Origin of the sequence: Kineococcus haloalkalitolerans (assembly GCF_050871905.1) — a bacterium.
Taxonomy (GTDB): domain Bacteria; phylum Actinomycetota; class Actinomycetes; order Actinomycetales; family Kineococcaceae; genus Kineococcus.
The window spans coordinates 44639-58878 of the sequence record NZ_JBJLSH010000016.1 but is presented as its reverse complement, the minus strand read 5'-3'; the positions used below and the strand labels follow the sequence as shown (position 1 = coordinate 58878).

Below are 14240 nucleotides of genomic sequence, written 5' to 3'. Positions count from 1 at the left end.
GCGGGGTGCGGGCGCGGCCGCCGGCGTCGGCGCCCGCGCGCAACCGGCGCGCCCGGCGGCTGCGCCCGCTCGTGCTGGGCCTGGGCGCGCTCCTGGCCGTCGTCGTGGCGCTGGCCGCGACCGGCGTGTGGCTGGCCCGCGACGACGACGCGCCCGTCCTGCGCGAGCGCTGCCGCGCCACCGTCGCCGGGGAGTCGACGTCGATGTCGCCCGAGCAGGCGGGCAACGCCGCCACCGTCGTGGGGATCTCGGTGCTGCGCGGGCTGCCGGCGCGGGCGGCGACGATCGGGATCGCGACCGTCGTGCAGGAGTCCGGCCTGCGCAACCTCGACCACGGCGACCGCGACTCCCTGGGGCTGTTCCAGCAGCGGCCCTCGCAGGACTGGGGGACGCCCGAGCAGGTCCAGGACCCCGTGTACGCGACGAACGCCTTCTACGACGAGCTGGTGCGGGTCGACGGCTACCGGGACGTGGAGGTCACCGTGGCCGCGCAGCGCGTGCAGCGCAGCGCCTTCCCCGAGGCCTACGGCGACCACGAGGCCGAGGCGCGGCTGGTGGCCTCGGCGCTGACGGGCTGGACGCCGGCGGGCTTCACGTGCCGGCTGCGCGAGCCGGAGGCGCTGGGCGCGCTCGGCGACGACGCGACCCCCTCGCTGCGGGCGCAGCGGGTGCGCGACGCCGTGGCGCAGCAGGTCAGCGCCGTGGAGCCGCAGCTGGTCGCCGGCGAGAACGGCCTGGTGCTGGAGTACGCGCTGGGCGAGGGTGAGGAGGCCGCGCGGCAGGCGTGGGCGCTGGGCGGCTGGGCGGTCGCCTCGGCCGACGGGTACGGGGTGACGGAGGTCGTCGTCGCCTCCTCGGCGTGGGTGCGCGCCGACGGCGGCGCCTGGGCCGACGCGTCCGAGCCCCTGCCGACGGGCACCGTGCGGGTGCGCGTGTCGGCCTGAGGGCCCGCCCGGACCCCCGCGGGGTCCTCACACCGAGCGGGTGCTGCCGCTGCGGTCGTCGAAGGCCTCGACGACCCGCCCGGCCAGCGCCAGCTCCACGCGGTCCAGCAGGTCGTCGACGGCGGCCGCGTCGTCCGGCTGCACCGCCTCGTCCAGCTCACCGCGCACCAGCCGGGCGGCGCGCGCCACCTCGGCGCGCTGGTCGTCGTCGCGGCAGGAGGCGGCCACGTCGCGCAGCATCCGCAGGAGGCCGACGAGCACGGTGGGCTCGGAGCGGCCGTAGCGGCGCGCCTGCCCGCACGCCAGGTCCAGGTAGTAGCGCAGGTCGCGGTCGGGGACGAGGACGCGCCCGACCCCCGTGTCGTCGGCGTGCACGGTCCCGCCCAGGCGCCTCCCGGTCAGCCGGACGAGCAGGTCGCCCAGGTGCCCGAAGGCCGTGACGGCGGTGACGGGGTCGTTGACGGCCGGCGAGACCGCCTTGACCGCGATGTCCTCCAGCTGCCGGAACCCGAAGGCGGCGTCCTGCTCCAGCGTGCGCTCGTAGCCGAGCCGGACGGCCTCGCGCAGCGCGGCGGCGAGGGCCTCCAGGTCGGCGTCCGCCGCGCCCGGGGACCGCGACCAGACGGTGCCCAGCGGCGCGCCGCGCGTCACGAGGTCCCCCGCGCGCACCTCCACGCGCACGAGGCCGTCCCGCTCGGCGGCCGCCCCCAGCAGGCGCTGCACGTCGGTCTGCTCCACGAAGCCGCTGGTGGGGGCGGTGACGGTGCGCCCGGGGCCGCGCGGGTCCAGGTCGGGGCCGGACGTGGCGGTCCCGTGCTCGGCGTAGAAGGCGCTGATGGCGCGGTCGGTCTCTGTGTGGACGGCCTTCATCATCGTGTCGACGCGCACGGCGGTGGCGATGTGCGCGACGAAGGCGACGAGGGCGCCGAAGGACACCAGGCCGAGCAGGTGCGCCAGCAGCAGGGCCGGCTCGGGCAGCGGCCGGTCGCTGCGCACGGCGGCGAGGACCGTCGAGGCGTAGACGAAGGTCCCGGTGAGGACGGACAGCACGCGCTTGGTGACCGGGTCGCGCGTGAACTGGCGCAGCAGCCGGGGCGAGAACTGCTGGGAGGCCAGCTGCAGGGCCACCACGGTGAGGCTGAAGGTCATCGTCGTGGCGGTGACGACCCCGGCCAGCAGCGCCTGCAGCACCGCGGTCGCCGACGACGCGTCGCCGGGCCACAGGGAGGCCAGGGGGCCGTCCGCCGGCCGCCACCCGCGCAGCACCAGAGCGGCGGCGAAGGCGCCGGCACCGCTCACCGCGGGCCACAGCCACAGCGGTGAGCGGGACCCCTCGGCGTTGGAGCGGCCGGACCCGCGGAGCGTCACACCCGGCAGGTACCCGCTGCGGTCCGCGGCACGCGCACCGCGGACGGGGCGGGTCCCCGTCCGCCGGTCCCCGTCAGCGCTGGGCGACGTCCACGTACTCGCGCTCGGTCGCGCCCACGTACACCTGGCGGGGGCGGCCGATCTTCGTGGCCGGGTCGTTGATCATCTCGCGCCACTGGGCGATCCAGCCGGGCAGGCGGCCCAGGGCGAACAGGACGGTGAACATCCGCGTGGGGAAGCCCATCGCCTTGTAGATGATGCCGGTGTAGAAGTCGACGTTCGGGTACAGCTTGCGCTCGACGAAGTAGTCGTCGTTGAGCGCGATCTCCTCCAGGCGCATGGCGATGTCCAGCAGCTCGTCGCGCTTGCCCAGCTTCGACAGGACCTCGTCGGCGGTCTTCTTCACGATGGCCGCGCGCGGGTCGTAGTTCTTGTACACCCGGTGGCCGAAGCCCATCAGGCGCACGCCCTTCTCCTTGTTCTTGACCCGCGTCATGAACGTGTCGACGTCGTCGTCGGAGGTGCGGATGTGGTCGAGCATGTCCAGGACGGCGGAGTTGGCGCCGCCGTGCAGCGGCCCCGACAGGGCGTGGATGCCCGCGGAGATGGACGCGAACAGGTTCGCCTGCCCGGAGCCCACCAGCCGGACCGTGGAGGTGGAGCAGTTCTGCTCGTGGTCGGCGTGCAGGACCAGCAGCTGGTCGAGCGCCTTGACCATCACCGGGTCCAGCTCGTAGTCCTCGGCGGGGTTGCCGAACGACATGCGGGCGAAGTTCTCCACCAGGCCCAGCCGGTTGTCCGGGTACAGCAGCGGCTGGCCCTGGCTCTTGCGGAACGCGTACGCCGCGATGGTCGGCAGCTTCGCCAGCAGGCGGACGGTGGACAGCTCCACCTGCTCGTCGTCGAACGGGTCGAGGCTGTTGGGGTAGAAGGTCGACAGGGCGCTGACGGCGCTGGAGAGCACGGGCATCGGGTGCGCGTCGCGCGGGAAGCCGTCGAAGAAGCGCTTGAGGTCCTCGTGCAGCAGCGTGTGCCGCTGGACCCGGGCGGTGAAGGCCTCCAGCTGCTCGGCGCTGGGCAGCTCGCCGTGGATGAGCAGGTAGGAGGTCTCCAGGAAGCTGGAGCGCTCGGCCAGCTGCTCGATCGGGTAGCCGCGGTAGCGCAGGATCCCCGCGTCACCGTCGATGTAGGTGATCGCGGAGGTGCAGGAGGCGGTGTTGGTGAAGCCGGCGTCGAGCGTGACGAGGCCGGTCTCCTTCATGAGGGAGCTGATCGCGAAGCCGGAGGTGCCCTCCGCCGCAGGCGTCACGGGGAGGTCCAGCTCGCCACCTGCGTGCTTCAGCGTCACGGAGTCCACCATGCGGCCGACCGTACCCGCCGGGCGGGCACGGGTGCGACACAGGTCCCTCACGCTCCGCTCGCGCGGGGCCCCGCGGACCGGCTGGGCCCGCGTCCTCAGGCGGTGGGCCCGGCGAGGTCCGCGAGCCGGTCCGGGACCTGCGCGACGCGCTCGTCGGTGGCCGTCAACGCCACCCGCACGTGCCGCGCGCCGGCCGGGCCGTAGAAGTCCCCGGGCGCCACGAGCACGCCGCGTCCGGCCAGGGCGTCGACCGTGGTGCGGCAGTCCTCCTCGCGGGTGCTCCACAGGTACAGCCCGGCGCCCGAGGCGTCGACGCGGAACCCGCTGCGCCGCAACGCCGGCAGCAGCACGTCGCGGCGGGCGCGGTAGCGCTCGCGCTGGGCGTCCACGTGCGCGTCGTCGGCCAGCGCGGTCGCCAGCGCCACCTGCACCGGCCACGGCACGATCATCCCGGCGTGCTTGCGCACGGCCAGCAGGTCGCGCACCAGCGCCGGGTCGCCGGCGACGAACGCCGCGCGGTAGCCGGCGAGGTTGGACTGCTTGGACGTCGAGTACACCGACAGCAGCCCGGTGTGATCACCGCCACAGACGCGGGGGTCGAGCACCGAGGGCACCAGCCCGCCGCGCGTCGTGTCGTGCGCGGCGTCCCAGCCCAGCTCGGCGTAGCACTCGTCGCTGGCCACGACGACGCCGCGCTCGCGGGCCCAGCGCACCACGGCGGCCAGCTCCGGCACGTCCAGGACGGCGCCGGTGGGGTTGGACGGCGAGTTCAGCCACAGCAGGCCCAGCCGCTCCCCCGACGCCGCCAGGCCCGCGGCGAGCTCGTCGAGCTCGTCGACCGTGCCCGCCGCGGCCGGGCGGGCCCGCGCCAGCCGGGCCCCCACGTCGTAGGTGGGGTAGGCAACCGGCGGGTGCGCGACCACGTCACCGGGCCCCAGCCCCAGGAGGGTGGGCAGCCACGCGACGAGCTCCTTGGAGCCGACCGTGGGCAGCACCCCGTCCGGGTCGACGCCGTCCACCCCGCGCCGGCGGGCGTACCAGGCGCTGACGGTCTCGCGCAGCGCCGGCGTGCCCCACGTCTGCGGGTAGCCGGGGGCGTCGGCCGCCGAGCGCAGCGCGTCGGCGACCACGGCGGGCGTGGGGTCCACGGGCGTGCCGACCGACAGGTCGACGATCCCGCCGGGGTGGGCGCGGGCGCGCGCGGCGGCCGCGGCCAGCGAGTCCCAGGGGAAGTCCGGCAGCGCCGCCCCGCGCGCGCTCAGCTCTCCCCGCCCTGCGGGGGCAGGGACTTCACGAGCGAGTGGTCGGCGTCGATCTCCCCCAGCTTGGCGGCCCCGCCCGGGGAGCCGATCTGGTCGAAGAACTCGACGTTGGCGGCGGTGAACGCCGACCACTGCTCGGGGACGTCGTCCTCGTAGTAGATGGCCTCGACGGGGCACACGGGCTCGCAGGCCCCGCAGTCCACGCACTCGTCGGGGTGGATGTACAGCGCACGCTTGCCCTCGTAGATGCAGTCGACGGGGCACTCCTCGATGCACGCCTTGTCCTTGACGTCCACGCACGGCTGGGCGATGACGTAGGTCACGAGCGTCCCTCCTCCTCCGGCCCTCCGGGCCGGGCACGACCGCCGCCTAGTATCCCCGACGGCCGCGCGGGCGGCAGGTGGAGGGGGTCGGACGGGTGAGCGGCGGGCTGGGCGCGGGGGTCGACGGGGAGCCGGGCGGCGGCCTGCGGGCGCGCCACGTGCTGCGCCCGCACGAGCTGGTGCCGGGCGCGCGGGTGGTGCTGCGCCACCGCCGCGACGACGGCTCGGCCGCCGACGCGCTGGGCGAGCTGCTCGCCGCCGACTCCGAGCGCCTGGTGGTGCGCACCCGCCGCGGCGAGGTCACCGTCCGGCGCGCGGACCTGCTGGCCGGCAAGGCCGTGCCCCCGCCGCCGGCGCCCCGGGCGCCGCGCCGGTCCCGCGCGGCGCCGCACGAGGCCGTCGGCGTGGAGGAGCTGGAGCTGGTGGCGGCCGCGCACTGGCGCCCGCACGAGGTCGAGCGCCTCGGCGGCTGGCGGCTGCGGGCGGCCGGCGGCTTCACCGGGCGGGCGAACTCGGCGCTGGCCCTGGGCTCGCCCGGCGTCCCGCTGCACGAGGCGGTCGCCGCGGTGGAGGCCTTCTACGCCCGGCGCGGCCTGCCGGCCCGGGTGGCCGTCCCGCACGCCGCGGGCACGGCGCCCGACGGACCGGACGCGCCGGAGGTGGCGCGGGAGCTGGCCGCGCTCGGCTGGGCGGTGGACACCCCGACGCTGGTGCTGACCGCCGCCGTGGACGACCTGCCCGGCCCGGGCGAGGTGCCGCTGCCGGCCGGGTGCTCGGTCGTGTCCACCGCGGAGCCCGACGAGCAGTGGCTGGCCGGGTACCACCACCGCGGCGGGCCGGCGGTGCCGCCGGCGGGGCTGCGGGTGCTGGCCTCCGCCGACGCGCAGGTGTTCGCGCGGGTCGTCGAGGACGGCGCCGTCGTGGCCGTGGCGCGCGGGTCCCTCGGCGCGGGCTGGCTGGGCGTGTCGGCCGTGGAGGTGGCCCCGTCCCACCGGCGGCGCGGGCTGGCCCGCCGGCTGCTGGCCGAGGTGGCCGGCTCCGGCCGCGCGCACAGGGCCGTCTCGGCGTTCCTGCAGGTGGCCGCGGAGGACGCGGGCGCCCGCGCCCTGTACGAGGGGGCCGGCTTCGGGGTGCACCACGCCTACCACTACCGGGTGCGCCCGGGTCCCTGAGGCCCGTCGCGGCACGTCGCGCCACGTCGCGCCGCGGGAACACCCCGCCCCCGCGGCGCCTTGCAGGGACCGTGAGCGAGATCGGGATCATCGGCAGCGGCAACATCGGCAGCACCGTCGCGCGGCTGGCGGTCGACGCCGGCCACGACGTCGTCGTGGCGAACTCGCGCGGCCCGGCGTCGCTGGCGGACCTCGTCGGGCAGCTGGGCCCCCGGGCGCGCGCCGGCACCGTCGAGGAGGCCGCGGCGGCGCGGGACCTGGTGGTGCTGACCATCCCGCTGGGCCGCGTGCGGGACCTGCCGACGGACCTGCTGGCCGGGAAGGTCGTCGTCGACACCTGCAACTACTACCCGGAGCGCGACGGCGACACCGCCGAGCTGGACAGCCACGAGCTGACGACCAGCGAGCTCGTGCAGCGCCACTTCCCCGGCGCCCGGGTCGTCAAGGCGTTCAACAACATCTTCGCCGCGAACCTCGGCGTCCTGCAGCGCCCGGCGGGCTCGCCGGAGCGGACGACGCTGCTGACCGCCGGGGACGACGAGGACGCCGAGCGGGTCGTCGCCGCCTTCCTGGACTCCCTGGGCTACGACGTGCTCGACACCGGCTCCCTGGCCGACAGCTGGCGCTTCCAGCGCGACCAGCCCGCCTACGCCGGCGCGTACACCGAGGACGGCGACCCCGAGCGGCCGCGCCGCACCACCCGCGAGGACCTGCTGCCGCTGCTGGAGCGCGCCGACCGCTCGGTGCGCTGACACCGGCGACGACCGGCGCCCCCGCCGCTCCCGCGGCTGGGGCGCAGGTCGTCGCCGTCCGGCCTCAGCCGCGGGCGCCCTCGGCGGCCCGCACGGCCGCCGCGTCCACGGAGGCGTGCGTGCCGACGTCCCAGACGAACGGCGGCTCGGTGCCGTTGACCGACCAGTCCCCCACGATGCGCTGCTTGTAGATCACCGGGTTGTGCGAGGCGACGGTGCGGGCGTTGCGCCAGTGCCGGTCCAGGGCCCGCGCCCGGCTGGTCGCCGAGGCGCCCAGGGTGTTGAACAGCAGGGTCGCGGCGCGCGGCACGCTCTCCGACAGCACGACCTGCGCCTGCGCCGTGCGCACCTCCGCCTCCACGTTGGCGGCGCGGTCGGCGGCCGAGCCGCGCTCGTGGGCGGTGTCGGCGGCCGCCTGCACGGCCTCGGCGGCCGAGCGCACGAGGGCGCGCGCGGTGAAGGCGGTGGCCGAGACCTCTCCGGCGACGGCGAGGACCTGCGCGTCGTGGCGCACCAGCGGCGCCAAGCCGTGCGTGTAGCTGCGGGTGCGCGAGCGCACCTGCGCGCCGGTGTCGCGCTCGACGGCCTCGGCGACGCCGGCGAGGACGGCGAGCAGCACCAGCTGGTACAGGGCCGTCTGGTAGCGGAAGCGGTCGGTGAAGGAGGCGACGTCCTCGTCCTCGACCACCGCGCCGGTCAGCACGAGGGTGCCGGTGCCGGTCAGCTGCTGCCCGAAGCCGTCCCAGTCGTCGCTGACCCGCACGCCCGGCTGGTCGGTGCGCACGAGGACGGTGACGACCTCCTCGGTGCCGTCCCCGGCGAGGCGCCGCGCGGTCGCGTCCGTCCAGTCGGCGAAGATCGTGCCGGTCGTGTAGTACTTGCGGCCGTCGACGACCCAGCGCCCGTCGCGCCGGGTCACCACGGTCTGCTGCTTCCCGGTCGCGGCGTCGCCCGTCTCGCTCCAGGCGTTGCCGACCAGCTCACCGGCCACGACGCGCTCGACCCAGCGGGTGCGGTACTCCCCCGCCGGCAGGGACAGCAGGTGCTCGACCCAGGCCAGGTGGCCGCGGAAGACCTGCGGCAGGTTCGGGTCGGCGGCGGCCACGTCGACGAGGACCTCGGCCAGCCCGCGCACGTCCAGCCCCTCCCCGCCCTCCTCGACGGGCACCCGCAGCCGGCCGAACCCGGCGTCCAGCAGCTCGCGCACCTGCTCGCGGGGCAGGACGTGGCCGCGCTCGCGCTGCACGGTGCCCTCGGCGATCCGCTCCAGCAGCGGCCGCAGCCGTTCCCGCACGGCGGCGAGCCGCTGCGCGGCGTCCGGCCCGGCGCTCGTGCGCTCGGTGGTCTGGTCGTCGGTGGCGGTGCTCACCCGTTGCTCCTCCGGTCGTGGACGCTGAGGTGCGTCGGCCCGGGAGGTGTCGTGCGAGCGCCCGTCCTTACCCGTGCGTCAGCACCAGGTCAGGTCATCACCCGGGGCACCCCACGACGTGGAGGGTTGCCGGCCAGCGAGCCGGGGCTTGGCGCTGGCGCTCATGACCTGCGCGGAGCGTGCCACGAGCGCACCGGCGCTGTCGAGCAGCGCCGCGGCTGAGCGCCGCGCGCCCCGGACCCCGGCGGGCGGGGCGGGGCGCGCGGGCCGGGGCGAGCGGGCGGGTCAGGCGGGCGGGCGCGGGCCGGTGGGCAGGACCGCCCCGTCGCGCAGGTCCAGCACCCGCTCGGGCCCGCCGGCCGCGTCGGCAGCGGGCTCGTGCGCGGCGGCCGCGAGCACGTCGGTGATCTCGTGGCCGATGAGCTCGTGGCGCTCCAGCAGCGCGTCGCGCAGGGCGGCCACCAGGTGGCGGTGGCGCCCCAGCAGCTCGCGCACGGCCTCCTTCTGCTCGGCCAGCAGCGCCTCGACCAGGCGACGGCCCTCGGCGTCGCCCAGGACCCGGGAGACGAGGTTGCCGTCGGCGAACGCGCCGTTCTGCACCGCCGCGAAGGAGACCAGCGTCCCGGCCATCCCGGCAGCCCCCACCATCTGCGCGGCCGTCGTCGTGGCGGCCTGCAGGTCGCCGGAGGGGCCCGTGGACACGTCGCCGAAGAACAGCTCCTCGGCCACCTGCCCGCCGAAGGCGATGCGGATGAGCCCGGCCAGCTCCGAGCGCGAGCGCGTGTAGACGTCCTCGACGTCGCCGTGGGCGAGCAGCCCGAGGGCGCTGGCGCGCTTGACGATCGTCAGGACGTCCAGGCGCCGGTGCGGGGCGACGAGGTGGGCCACGACGGCGTGCCCGGCCTCGTGCGTGGCGATGAGCCGCGCCTCGTGCGCGGTGTAGCCGACGGGCTGGCCCAGGCCGACCTCGGTGACCAGGCGCGCGTGCTCCAGGTCCGCCCACGACATCCCGTCGCCGCCGCGGCGCACGGCGTTGACGAGGGCCTCGTCGAGCAGGTTCTCGATCATCACGGGGCTGTAGCCGGAGGTGACGCCGGCCAGCGCGTCGCGGCGCTCAGCCTCGTCGAGGGCCGGCTCGTGGGCCTTGCGGGCCAGGAAGTGGTCCACCAGCTCGCGCCGGGCCGCCTTGTCGGGCAGGCCGAAGGCCAGGCGGCGGTCGAAGCGGCCGGGGCGCAGCAGCGCGGGGTCGAGGGCGTCGGCGCGGTTGGTCGCGGCGACGACGAGGACCTCGGCGGGCTCGGTGCGCGGGCGGCGCAGCCGGCGGCCCTCGGGCAGGAAGCGGTTGGCCAGGTCGACCAGCGCGCCGCGCAGCCGCTCCCCGGCCGTCGGCTCGTCGAAGGACTGCATCTGCACGAGCAGCTCGTTGACGACGCCGCTGGCGCCCTCGCTGCTGGCCAGGCGCTCCACGCGCACCGGGGCGGGCGCGCCGCCCGCGCCGGCCATGCCGGTCACGAGCCGCTCCAGCCCGGACAGGCCCCCGCAGGAGAGCACCCCGGCGCTGGCGGGGGCGGCCTCCAGGGGCGTGGCCAGCGCTGTGGCCGAGGACATGCCGCCGCGCGCGCCGGCGATGGCGTCGATCTCCTCGATGAAGGCGACGGCGGCGCCCTCGGCGCGGGCCGCGCGGCGCACGGCCTTGAAGTAGGAGCGGACCTTGCGGGCCGTCGCGCCGTACCACATCGACTGGAACGAGGTCGCGGAGACGAAGAGGAACGGCACGCCCGCCTCGCGGGCCATGGCCTTGGCCATGTGCGTCTTGCCCGTGCCGGGCGGGCCCTCGAACAGCAGGCCGCGGCGGGGCCGGCCGCCCATGTCGCGGCGGAAGCTGCGCGCGCCCAGGAACAGGTCGAGGCTGCGCTCGACGTCCTCCTTGACCGGGCCCAGGCCCTTGACGTCGTCCAGGGTCACGTCGATCTGCTCGGGGCGGTACAGCACGTGCGGGGAGCGGCCGGCGACGAGCGTCTGCCCCAGCAGCAGCACGATGAGCAGGGCGAAGAAGAGGCCCGCCATGACGTAGAGCGGGTCCACGGCCGGCAGCGCCGGGACGAGCGGCAGGCCCAGCGCCAGGCGCACGTCGACGACGAGGACGAGCGCGAGGACGGCGAGCAGCGCCAGCGTGGTGCGGCGGCGGCGGTGGGCCTCGCGCACCCGCCCGACGTCGCCGGCGTCGCGGCCGCGCCGCGGACCCGCGCCCGGTCCACCCGCTCGACCCGGTCCACCCCGTACGGGCTCGGCCTTCGGCGCCACCGGCTGCTCCTCTCGTCCGGCCCGGTCGGAGCACCGGGCCGCGGAGCCAGCCAACCCGCCGCGCTGCCGGACGGCCACCGTCCGTGACCGGTTCGGAGGACCGGGTTCACCCGTCCGGAGCAGTCCGGCGCATCCGCGCCACCGGGCGGGCACGGACGCGCCGAGTCAGCGGCGGCGGTTCACAGAGCGACGCCGGCGAACAGGTCCGTCTCGCGGCCGGCGTCGTCGAACGGGCCGCTCGCCACGCCGTGCACGAGCCGGAAGTGCTCCACGGGCAGGACCGGCTGCGGCACCCGGTTGGACAGCCGCATCACCGGCTCGCGGCCCTCCAGGTCGACCGTCACCTGCGAGGCGTGCGCGCGCAGCGCGGCCAGCTTGGCGGCCACGTGCTCGGCGCCGTCCACGGCCGTGGTCACCTCCTCGTCGGGCACGACCACCGACGGCAGCGGGCCGTCCGGGTCGGGCACGTCCGCCAGCCCGGCCGCGGCCAGGGCGCGCAGGGCCGCGCGGGTCAGCGACTCCGGCTGGACGGTCTCGTAGACCTTGGCCACCTGCCAGGGCACCGAGCCGTCGTGGCGGTCCCCGGCGGCCAGGACGAGGGCCCGGCGGGTCGCCTCCGCGACGCGCACGTGGTCGGGGTGGCCGTACCCGCCGCCCGGCTCGTAGGTGACGACGACCTGCGGACGCACCTCGCGCACCACCTCGGCGACCCGCTCGGCGACCTCCTCGACGTCGGCGGCGGTCAGGGCGCGCGGGTCGAGGTCCTCGCCCGTGCCGGCGACGCCCGGGGCCAGCCAGACCATCCCGGAGTCGCGGTAGCCGGAGCCGTCGGGGCGGGTGAGGAAGCGGTGGTCGTCCACGCCGAGGGCCTCGGTGGCGGCGGCCAGCTCGCGCGTGCGGTGCTCGGCCAGCTCGTCCGGGCCCAGCCCGGCGAGCTCGGCGGGGATGACCTCCCCCTGCTCGCCGCGGGTCGCCGTCAGCAGCGTGACGCCCGCGCCGGCGGCGGCGTAGCGGGCGATCGTCAGGCCGTTGCCGATGCTCTCGTCGTCGGGGTGGGCGTGCACGAACAGCACGCGCCGCGGCTGGTCGAGGCGCTCCATGGCGGCGAGCTCCTCCGGCTGCAGCGCGCCGGCGGCGTCGTCGACCGCGTCGGCGGCGACCTCCAGGGGGTCGCGCCCGAGCGTGCCCGCCCCCGCCGCGCCCTCGGGCGTGCGGTCCGGCTCGTCCGGCGGCTGGGGCGGCTGCGGCGTCGTCGTCATGCCCCCATCCTCCCGCGGCCGCGGATCACCGCAGCCCGGGAGCCCGGGCCGCGGCGACCCGGCTCAGGCGCGGCGTGCGCGGGAGGCGGACTTGGCGCGCTGGGAGGCGTCGAGCTCGACCTTGCGGATGCGCACGGCCTCCGGGGTCACCTCGACGCACTCGTCCTCGCGGCAGAACTCCAGGCACTGCTCCAGCGACAGGTGGCGCGGCGGCACCAGGCGCTCGAACTCGTCCGAGGTGGACGAGCGCATGTTGGTGAGCTTCTTCTCCTTGGTGATGTTGACGTCCATGTCGTCGGCGCGGGAGTTCTCCCCGACGATCATGCCCTCGTACACCTCGGCGGTGGGCTCGACGAACAGCTGCCCGCGCTCCTGCAGGTTGGTCATCGCGAAGGCGGTGGCCACGCCGGCGCGGTCGGCGACCAGCGAGCCCGACTGGCGGGTGCGGATGTCACCGGCCCAGTGGTCGTACTTGGCGAAGAGCGCGTGCGCGATGCCGGTGCCGCGGGTGTCGGTGAGGAACTCGGTGCGGAAGCCGATGAGGCCGCGGGAGGGGACGTAGAACTCCATGCGCACCCAGCCGGTGCCGTGGTTGGTCATCGTCTCCATGCGGCCCTTGCGCGCGGCGAGGAGCTGGGTGATCGGGCCGAGGTACTCCTCGGGGCAGTCGATCGTCAGGTTCTCGAACGGCTCGAGGACCTTGCCGTCCTCGTCCCGGCGCAGGACGACCTGCGGCTTGCCGACGGTCAGCTCGTAACCCTCGCGGCGCATCTGCTCCACGAGGATCGCCAGCGCCAGCTCGCCGCGGCCCTGGACCTCCCAGGCGTCGGGGCGCTCGGTCGGCAGGACGCGGATGGAGACGTTGCCGACGAGCTCCTTCTCCAGGCGGTCCTTGACCAGGCGCGCGGTGACCTTGGCGCCCTTGACGCGACCGGCCATGGGCGAGGTGTTGATGCCGATGACCATCGAGATGGCCGGCTCGTCGACCGTGATGAGCGGCAGCGGGCGCGGGTCGTCGGCGTCGGCGAGGGTCTCGCCGATGGTGATGCCCTCGATGCCGGCGACGGCCACGATGTCGCCCGGGCCGGCCTTCTCCCCGGGCACGCGGGTGACGGCCTCGGTGACCAGCAGCTCGGTGACCTTGACCCGCTCGATGGTGCCGTCGTGCTTGCACCAGGCGACCTGCTGGCCCTTGACGAGCTCACCGGAGTGCACGCGCAGCAGCGCCAGGCGGCCCAGGAACGGGGAGGCGTCGAGGTTGGTGACGTGCGCCTGCAGCGGCGTCTCGGGGTCGTAGGTCGGCGCCGGGACGGTCTCGAGGATGGTCTGGAACAGCGGGACGAGGTCCTCGGAGTCCGGCAGCCCGCCGTCGGCCGGCTGGTTCAGCGAGGCGCGCCCGTTCTTCGCCGAGGCGTAGACGACGGGGACCTCGAGCAGCTTGTCGGCGTCGACGCCCTCGGCGTCGGCGGCGAGGTCCAGCAGCAGGTCGTAGCTCTCCTCGACGACTGCGGCGATGCGCGCGTCGGGGCGGTCGACCTTGTTGACGACGATGACGACGGGCATGCCGGCCGCCAGCGCCTTGCGCAGGACGAAGCGGGTCTGCGGCAGCGGGCCCTCGGAGGCGTCCACGAGCAGGACGACGCCGTCGACCATGGACAGGCCGCGCTCGACCTCGCCGCCGAAGTCGGCGTGGCCGGGGGTGTCGATGATGTTGATGGTCATGCCGCCCTCGGGGGCACCGGGGCCCGCGTAGCGCACCGAGGTGTTCTTCGCGAGGATCGTGATGCCCTTCTCGCGCTCGAGGTCGCCGGAGTCCATGACCCGGTCGGCGACGTCGGAGCCCACGCGGAAGGCACCGGACTGCCACAGCATCGCGTCGACGAGCGTCGTCTTGCCGTGGTCGACGTGGGCGACGATCGCGACGTTGCGCAGGTCGTGGCGGGTGCTCAGGGGCATGGGGGGAGTCTCGCTCGCTGCAGAGGGGTGGGGACGCCCCAGTCTAGCGGCGCCCGGCGCGCCCCCCGACCTGTGCATCCAGGCACACGGCGCTGACCTGCGACGACGCCGCGGACGAGGTGTGTTTGGGACGGTGCTCGTGGGGTAGGCGTGCCGATCTCGTGCAACCCT

Annotated in this window: 11 protein-coding genes and 1 riboswitch; of the genes, 3 read left to right on the top strand and 8 right to left on the bottom strand. The window is 76.0% G+C overall.

The window, feature by feature from the left end; all coding sequences use genetic code 11:
• Positions 1–5 precede the first annotated feature (5 nt).
• On the top strand, positions 6–944 hold the full coding sequence (locus ACRYMY_RS08465; RefSeq protein WP_432546823.1) for a hypothetical protein: 939 nt from the start codon (positions 6–8) through the stop codon (positions 942–944).
• A 27-nt stretch (positions 945–971) separates the two neighbouring features.
• Here the strand turns inward: ACRYMY_RS08465 and ACRYMY_RS08460 are convergent, their stop codons facing one another.
• The 4 genes from ACRYMY_RS08460 to fdxA form a co-directional block, all read right to left on the bottom strand.
• The gene (locus ACRYMY_RS08460; RefSeq protein ID WP_432546822.1) at positions 972–2312 is read right to left on the bottom strand and encodes a DUF2254 domain-containing protein; all 1341 of its coding nucleotides are present in this window, start codon (positions 2310–2312) and stop codon (positions 972–974) included.
• A gap of 73 nt (positions 2313–2385) precedes the next feature.
• The gene (locus tag ACRYMY_RS08455) at positions 2386–3672 is read right to left on the bottom strand and encodes a citrate synthase (RefSeq protein ID WP_432546821.1); all 1287 of its coding nucleotides are present in this window, start codon (positions 3670–3672) and stop codon (positions 2386–2388) included.
• Positions 3673–3767: 95 nt separating this feature from the next.
• Entirely contained in the window at positions 3768–4934 is a 1167-nt protein-coding gene (gene dapC / locus ACRYMY_RS08450; protein ID WP_432546844.1) for a succinyldiaminopimelate transaminase, read from the bottom strand.
• Complete coding sequence (gene fdxA, locus ACRYMY_RS08445) at positions 4931–5257, bottom strand: ferredoxin (protein ID WP_432546820.1); 327 nt, start codon at positions 5255–5257, stop codon at positions 4931–4933. The genes dapC and fdxA overlap by 4 nt, the downstream gene beginning before the upstream one ends.
• A gap of 95 nt (positions 5258–5352) precedes the next feature.
• Here fdxA and ACRYMY_RS08440 point away from each other — a divergent pair, with 95 nt between their 5' ends.
• Together ACRYMY_RS08440 and ACRYMY_RS08435 are read left to right on the top strand one after the other, a co-directional pair.
• Positions 5353–6429, top strand: a complete 1077-nt coding sequence (locus ACRYMY_RS08440) for a GNAT family N-acetyltransferase (RefSeq protein WP_432546819.1) — start codon at positions 5353–5355, stop codon at positions 6427–6429.
• A gap of 71 nt (positions 6430–6500) precedes the next feature.
• The gene (locus tag ACRYMY_RS08435; RefSeq protein ID WP_432546818.1) at positions 6501–7181 is read left to right on the top strand and encodes an NADPH-dependent F420 reductase; all 681 of its coding nucleotides are present in this window, start codon (positions 6501–6503) and stop codon (positions 7179–7181) included.
• 64 nt (positions 7182–7245) lie between these two features.
• On the opposite strand, the gene ACRYMY_RS08430 is transcribed toward ACRYMY_RS08435, so the two are convergent.
• The 4 genes from ACRYMY_RS08430 to typA form a co-directional block, all read right to left on the bottom strand.
• Positions 7246–8550 carry an acyl-CoA dehydrogenase family protein gene (locus ACRYMY_RS08430; protein WP_432546817.1) on the bottom strand — a complete coding sequence of 435 codons (1305 nt, stop codon included), beginning with the start codon at positions 8548–8550 and terminating at the stop codon, positions 7246–7248.
• A gap of 58 nt (positions 8551–8608) precedes the next feature.
• Positions 8609–8719, bottom strand: a riboswitch (SAM riboswitch).
• A gap of 116 nt (positions 8720–8835) precedes the next feature.
• Complete coding sequence (locus ACRYMY_RS08425; RefSeq protein WP_432546816.1) at positions 8836–10755, bottom strand: AAA family ATPase; 1920 nt, start codon at positions 10753–10755, stop codon at positions 8836–8838.
• A gap of 278 nt (positions 10756–11033) precedes the next feature.
• The gene (gene mshB / locus ACRYMY_RS08420) at positions 11034–12113 is read right to left on the bottom strand and encodes an N-acetyl-1-D-myo-inositol-2-amino-2-deoxy-alpha-D-glucopyranoside deacetylase (protein ID WP_432546815.1); all 1080 of its coding nucleotides are present in this window, start codon (positions 12111–12113) and stop codon (positions 11034–11036) included.
• A 63-nt stretch (positions 12114–12176) separates the two neighbouring features.
• Positions 12177–14069, bottom strand: a complete 1893-nt coding sequence (gene typA / locus ACRYMY_RS08415) for a translational GTPase TypA (protein WP_432546814.1) — start codon at positions 14067–14069, stop codon at positions 12177–12179.
• Positions 14070–14240 lie beyond the last annotated feature (171 nt).

Bases quoted from the DNA above. Each gene is read 5' to 3' on its own strand.
- ACRYMY_RS08455 (WP_432546821.1), bottom strand. From the start codon at position 3,672: ATGGTGGACTCCGTGACGCTGAAGCACGCAGGTGGCGAGCTGGACCTC.
- mshB (WP_432546815.1), bottom strand. From the start codon at position 12,113: ATGACGACGACGCCGCAGCCGCCCCAGCCGCCGGACGAGCCGGACCGC.
- typA (WP_432546814.1), bottom strand. From the start codon at position 14,069: ATGCCCCTGAGCACCCGCCACGACCTGCGCAACGTCGCGATCGTCGCC.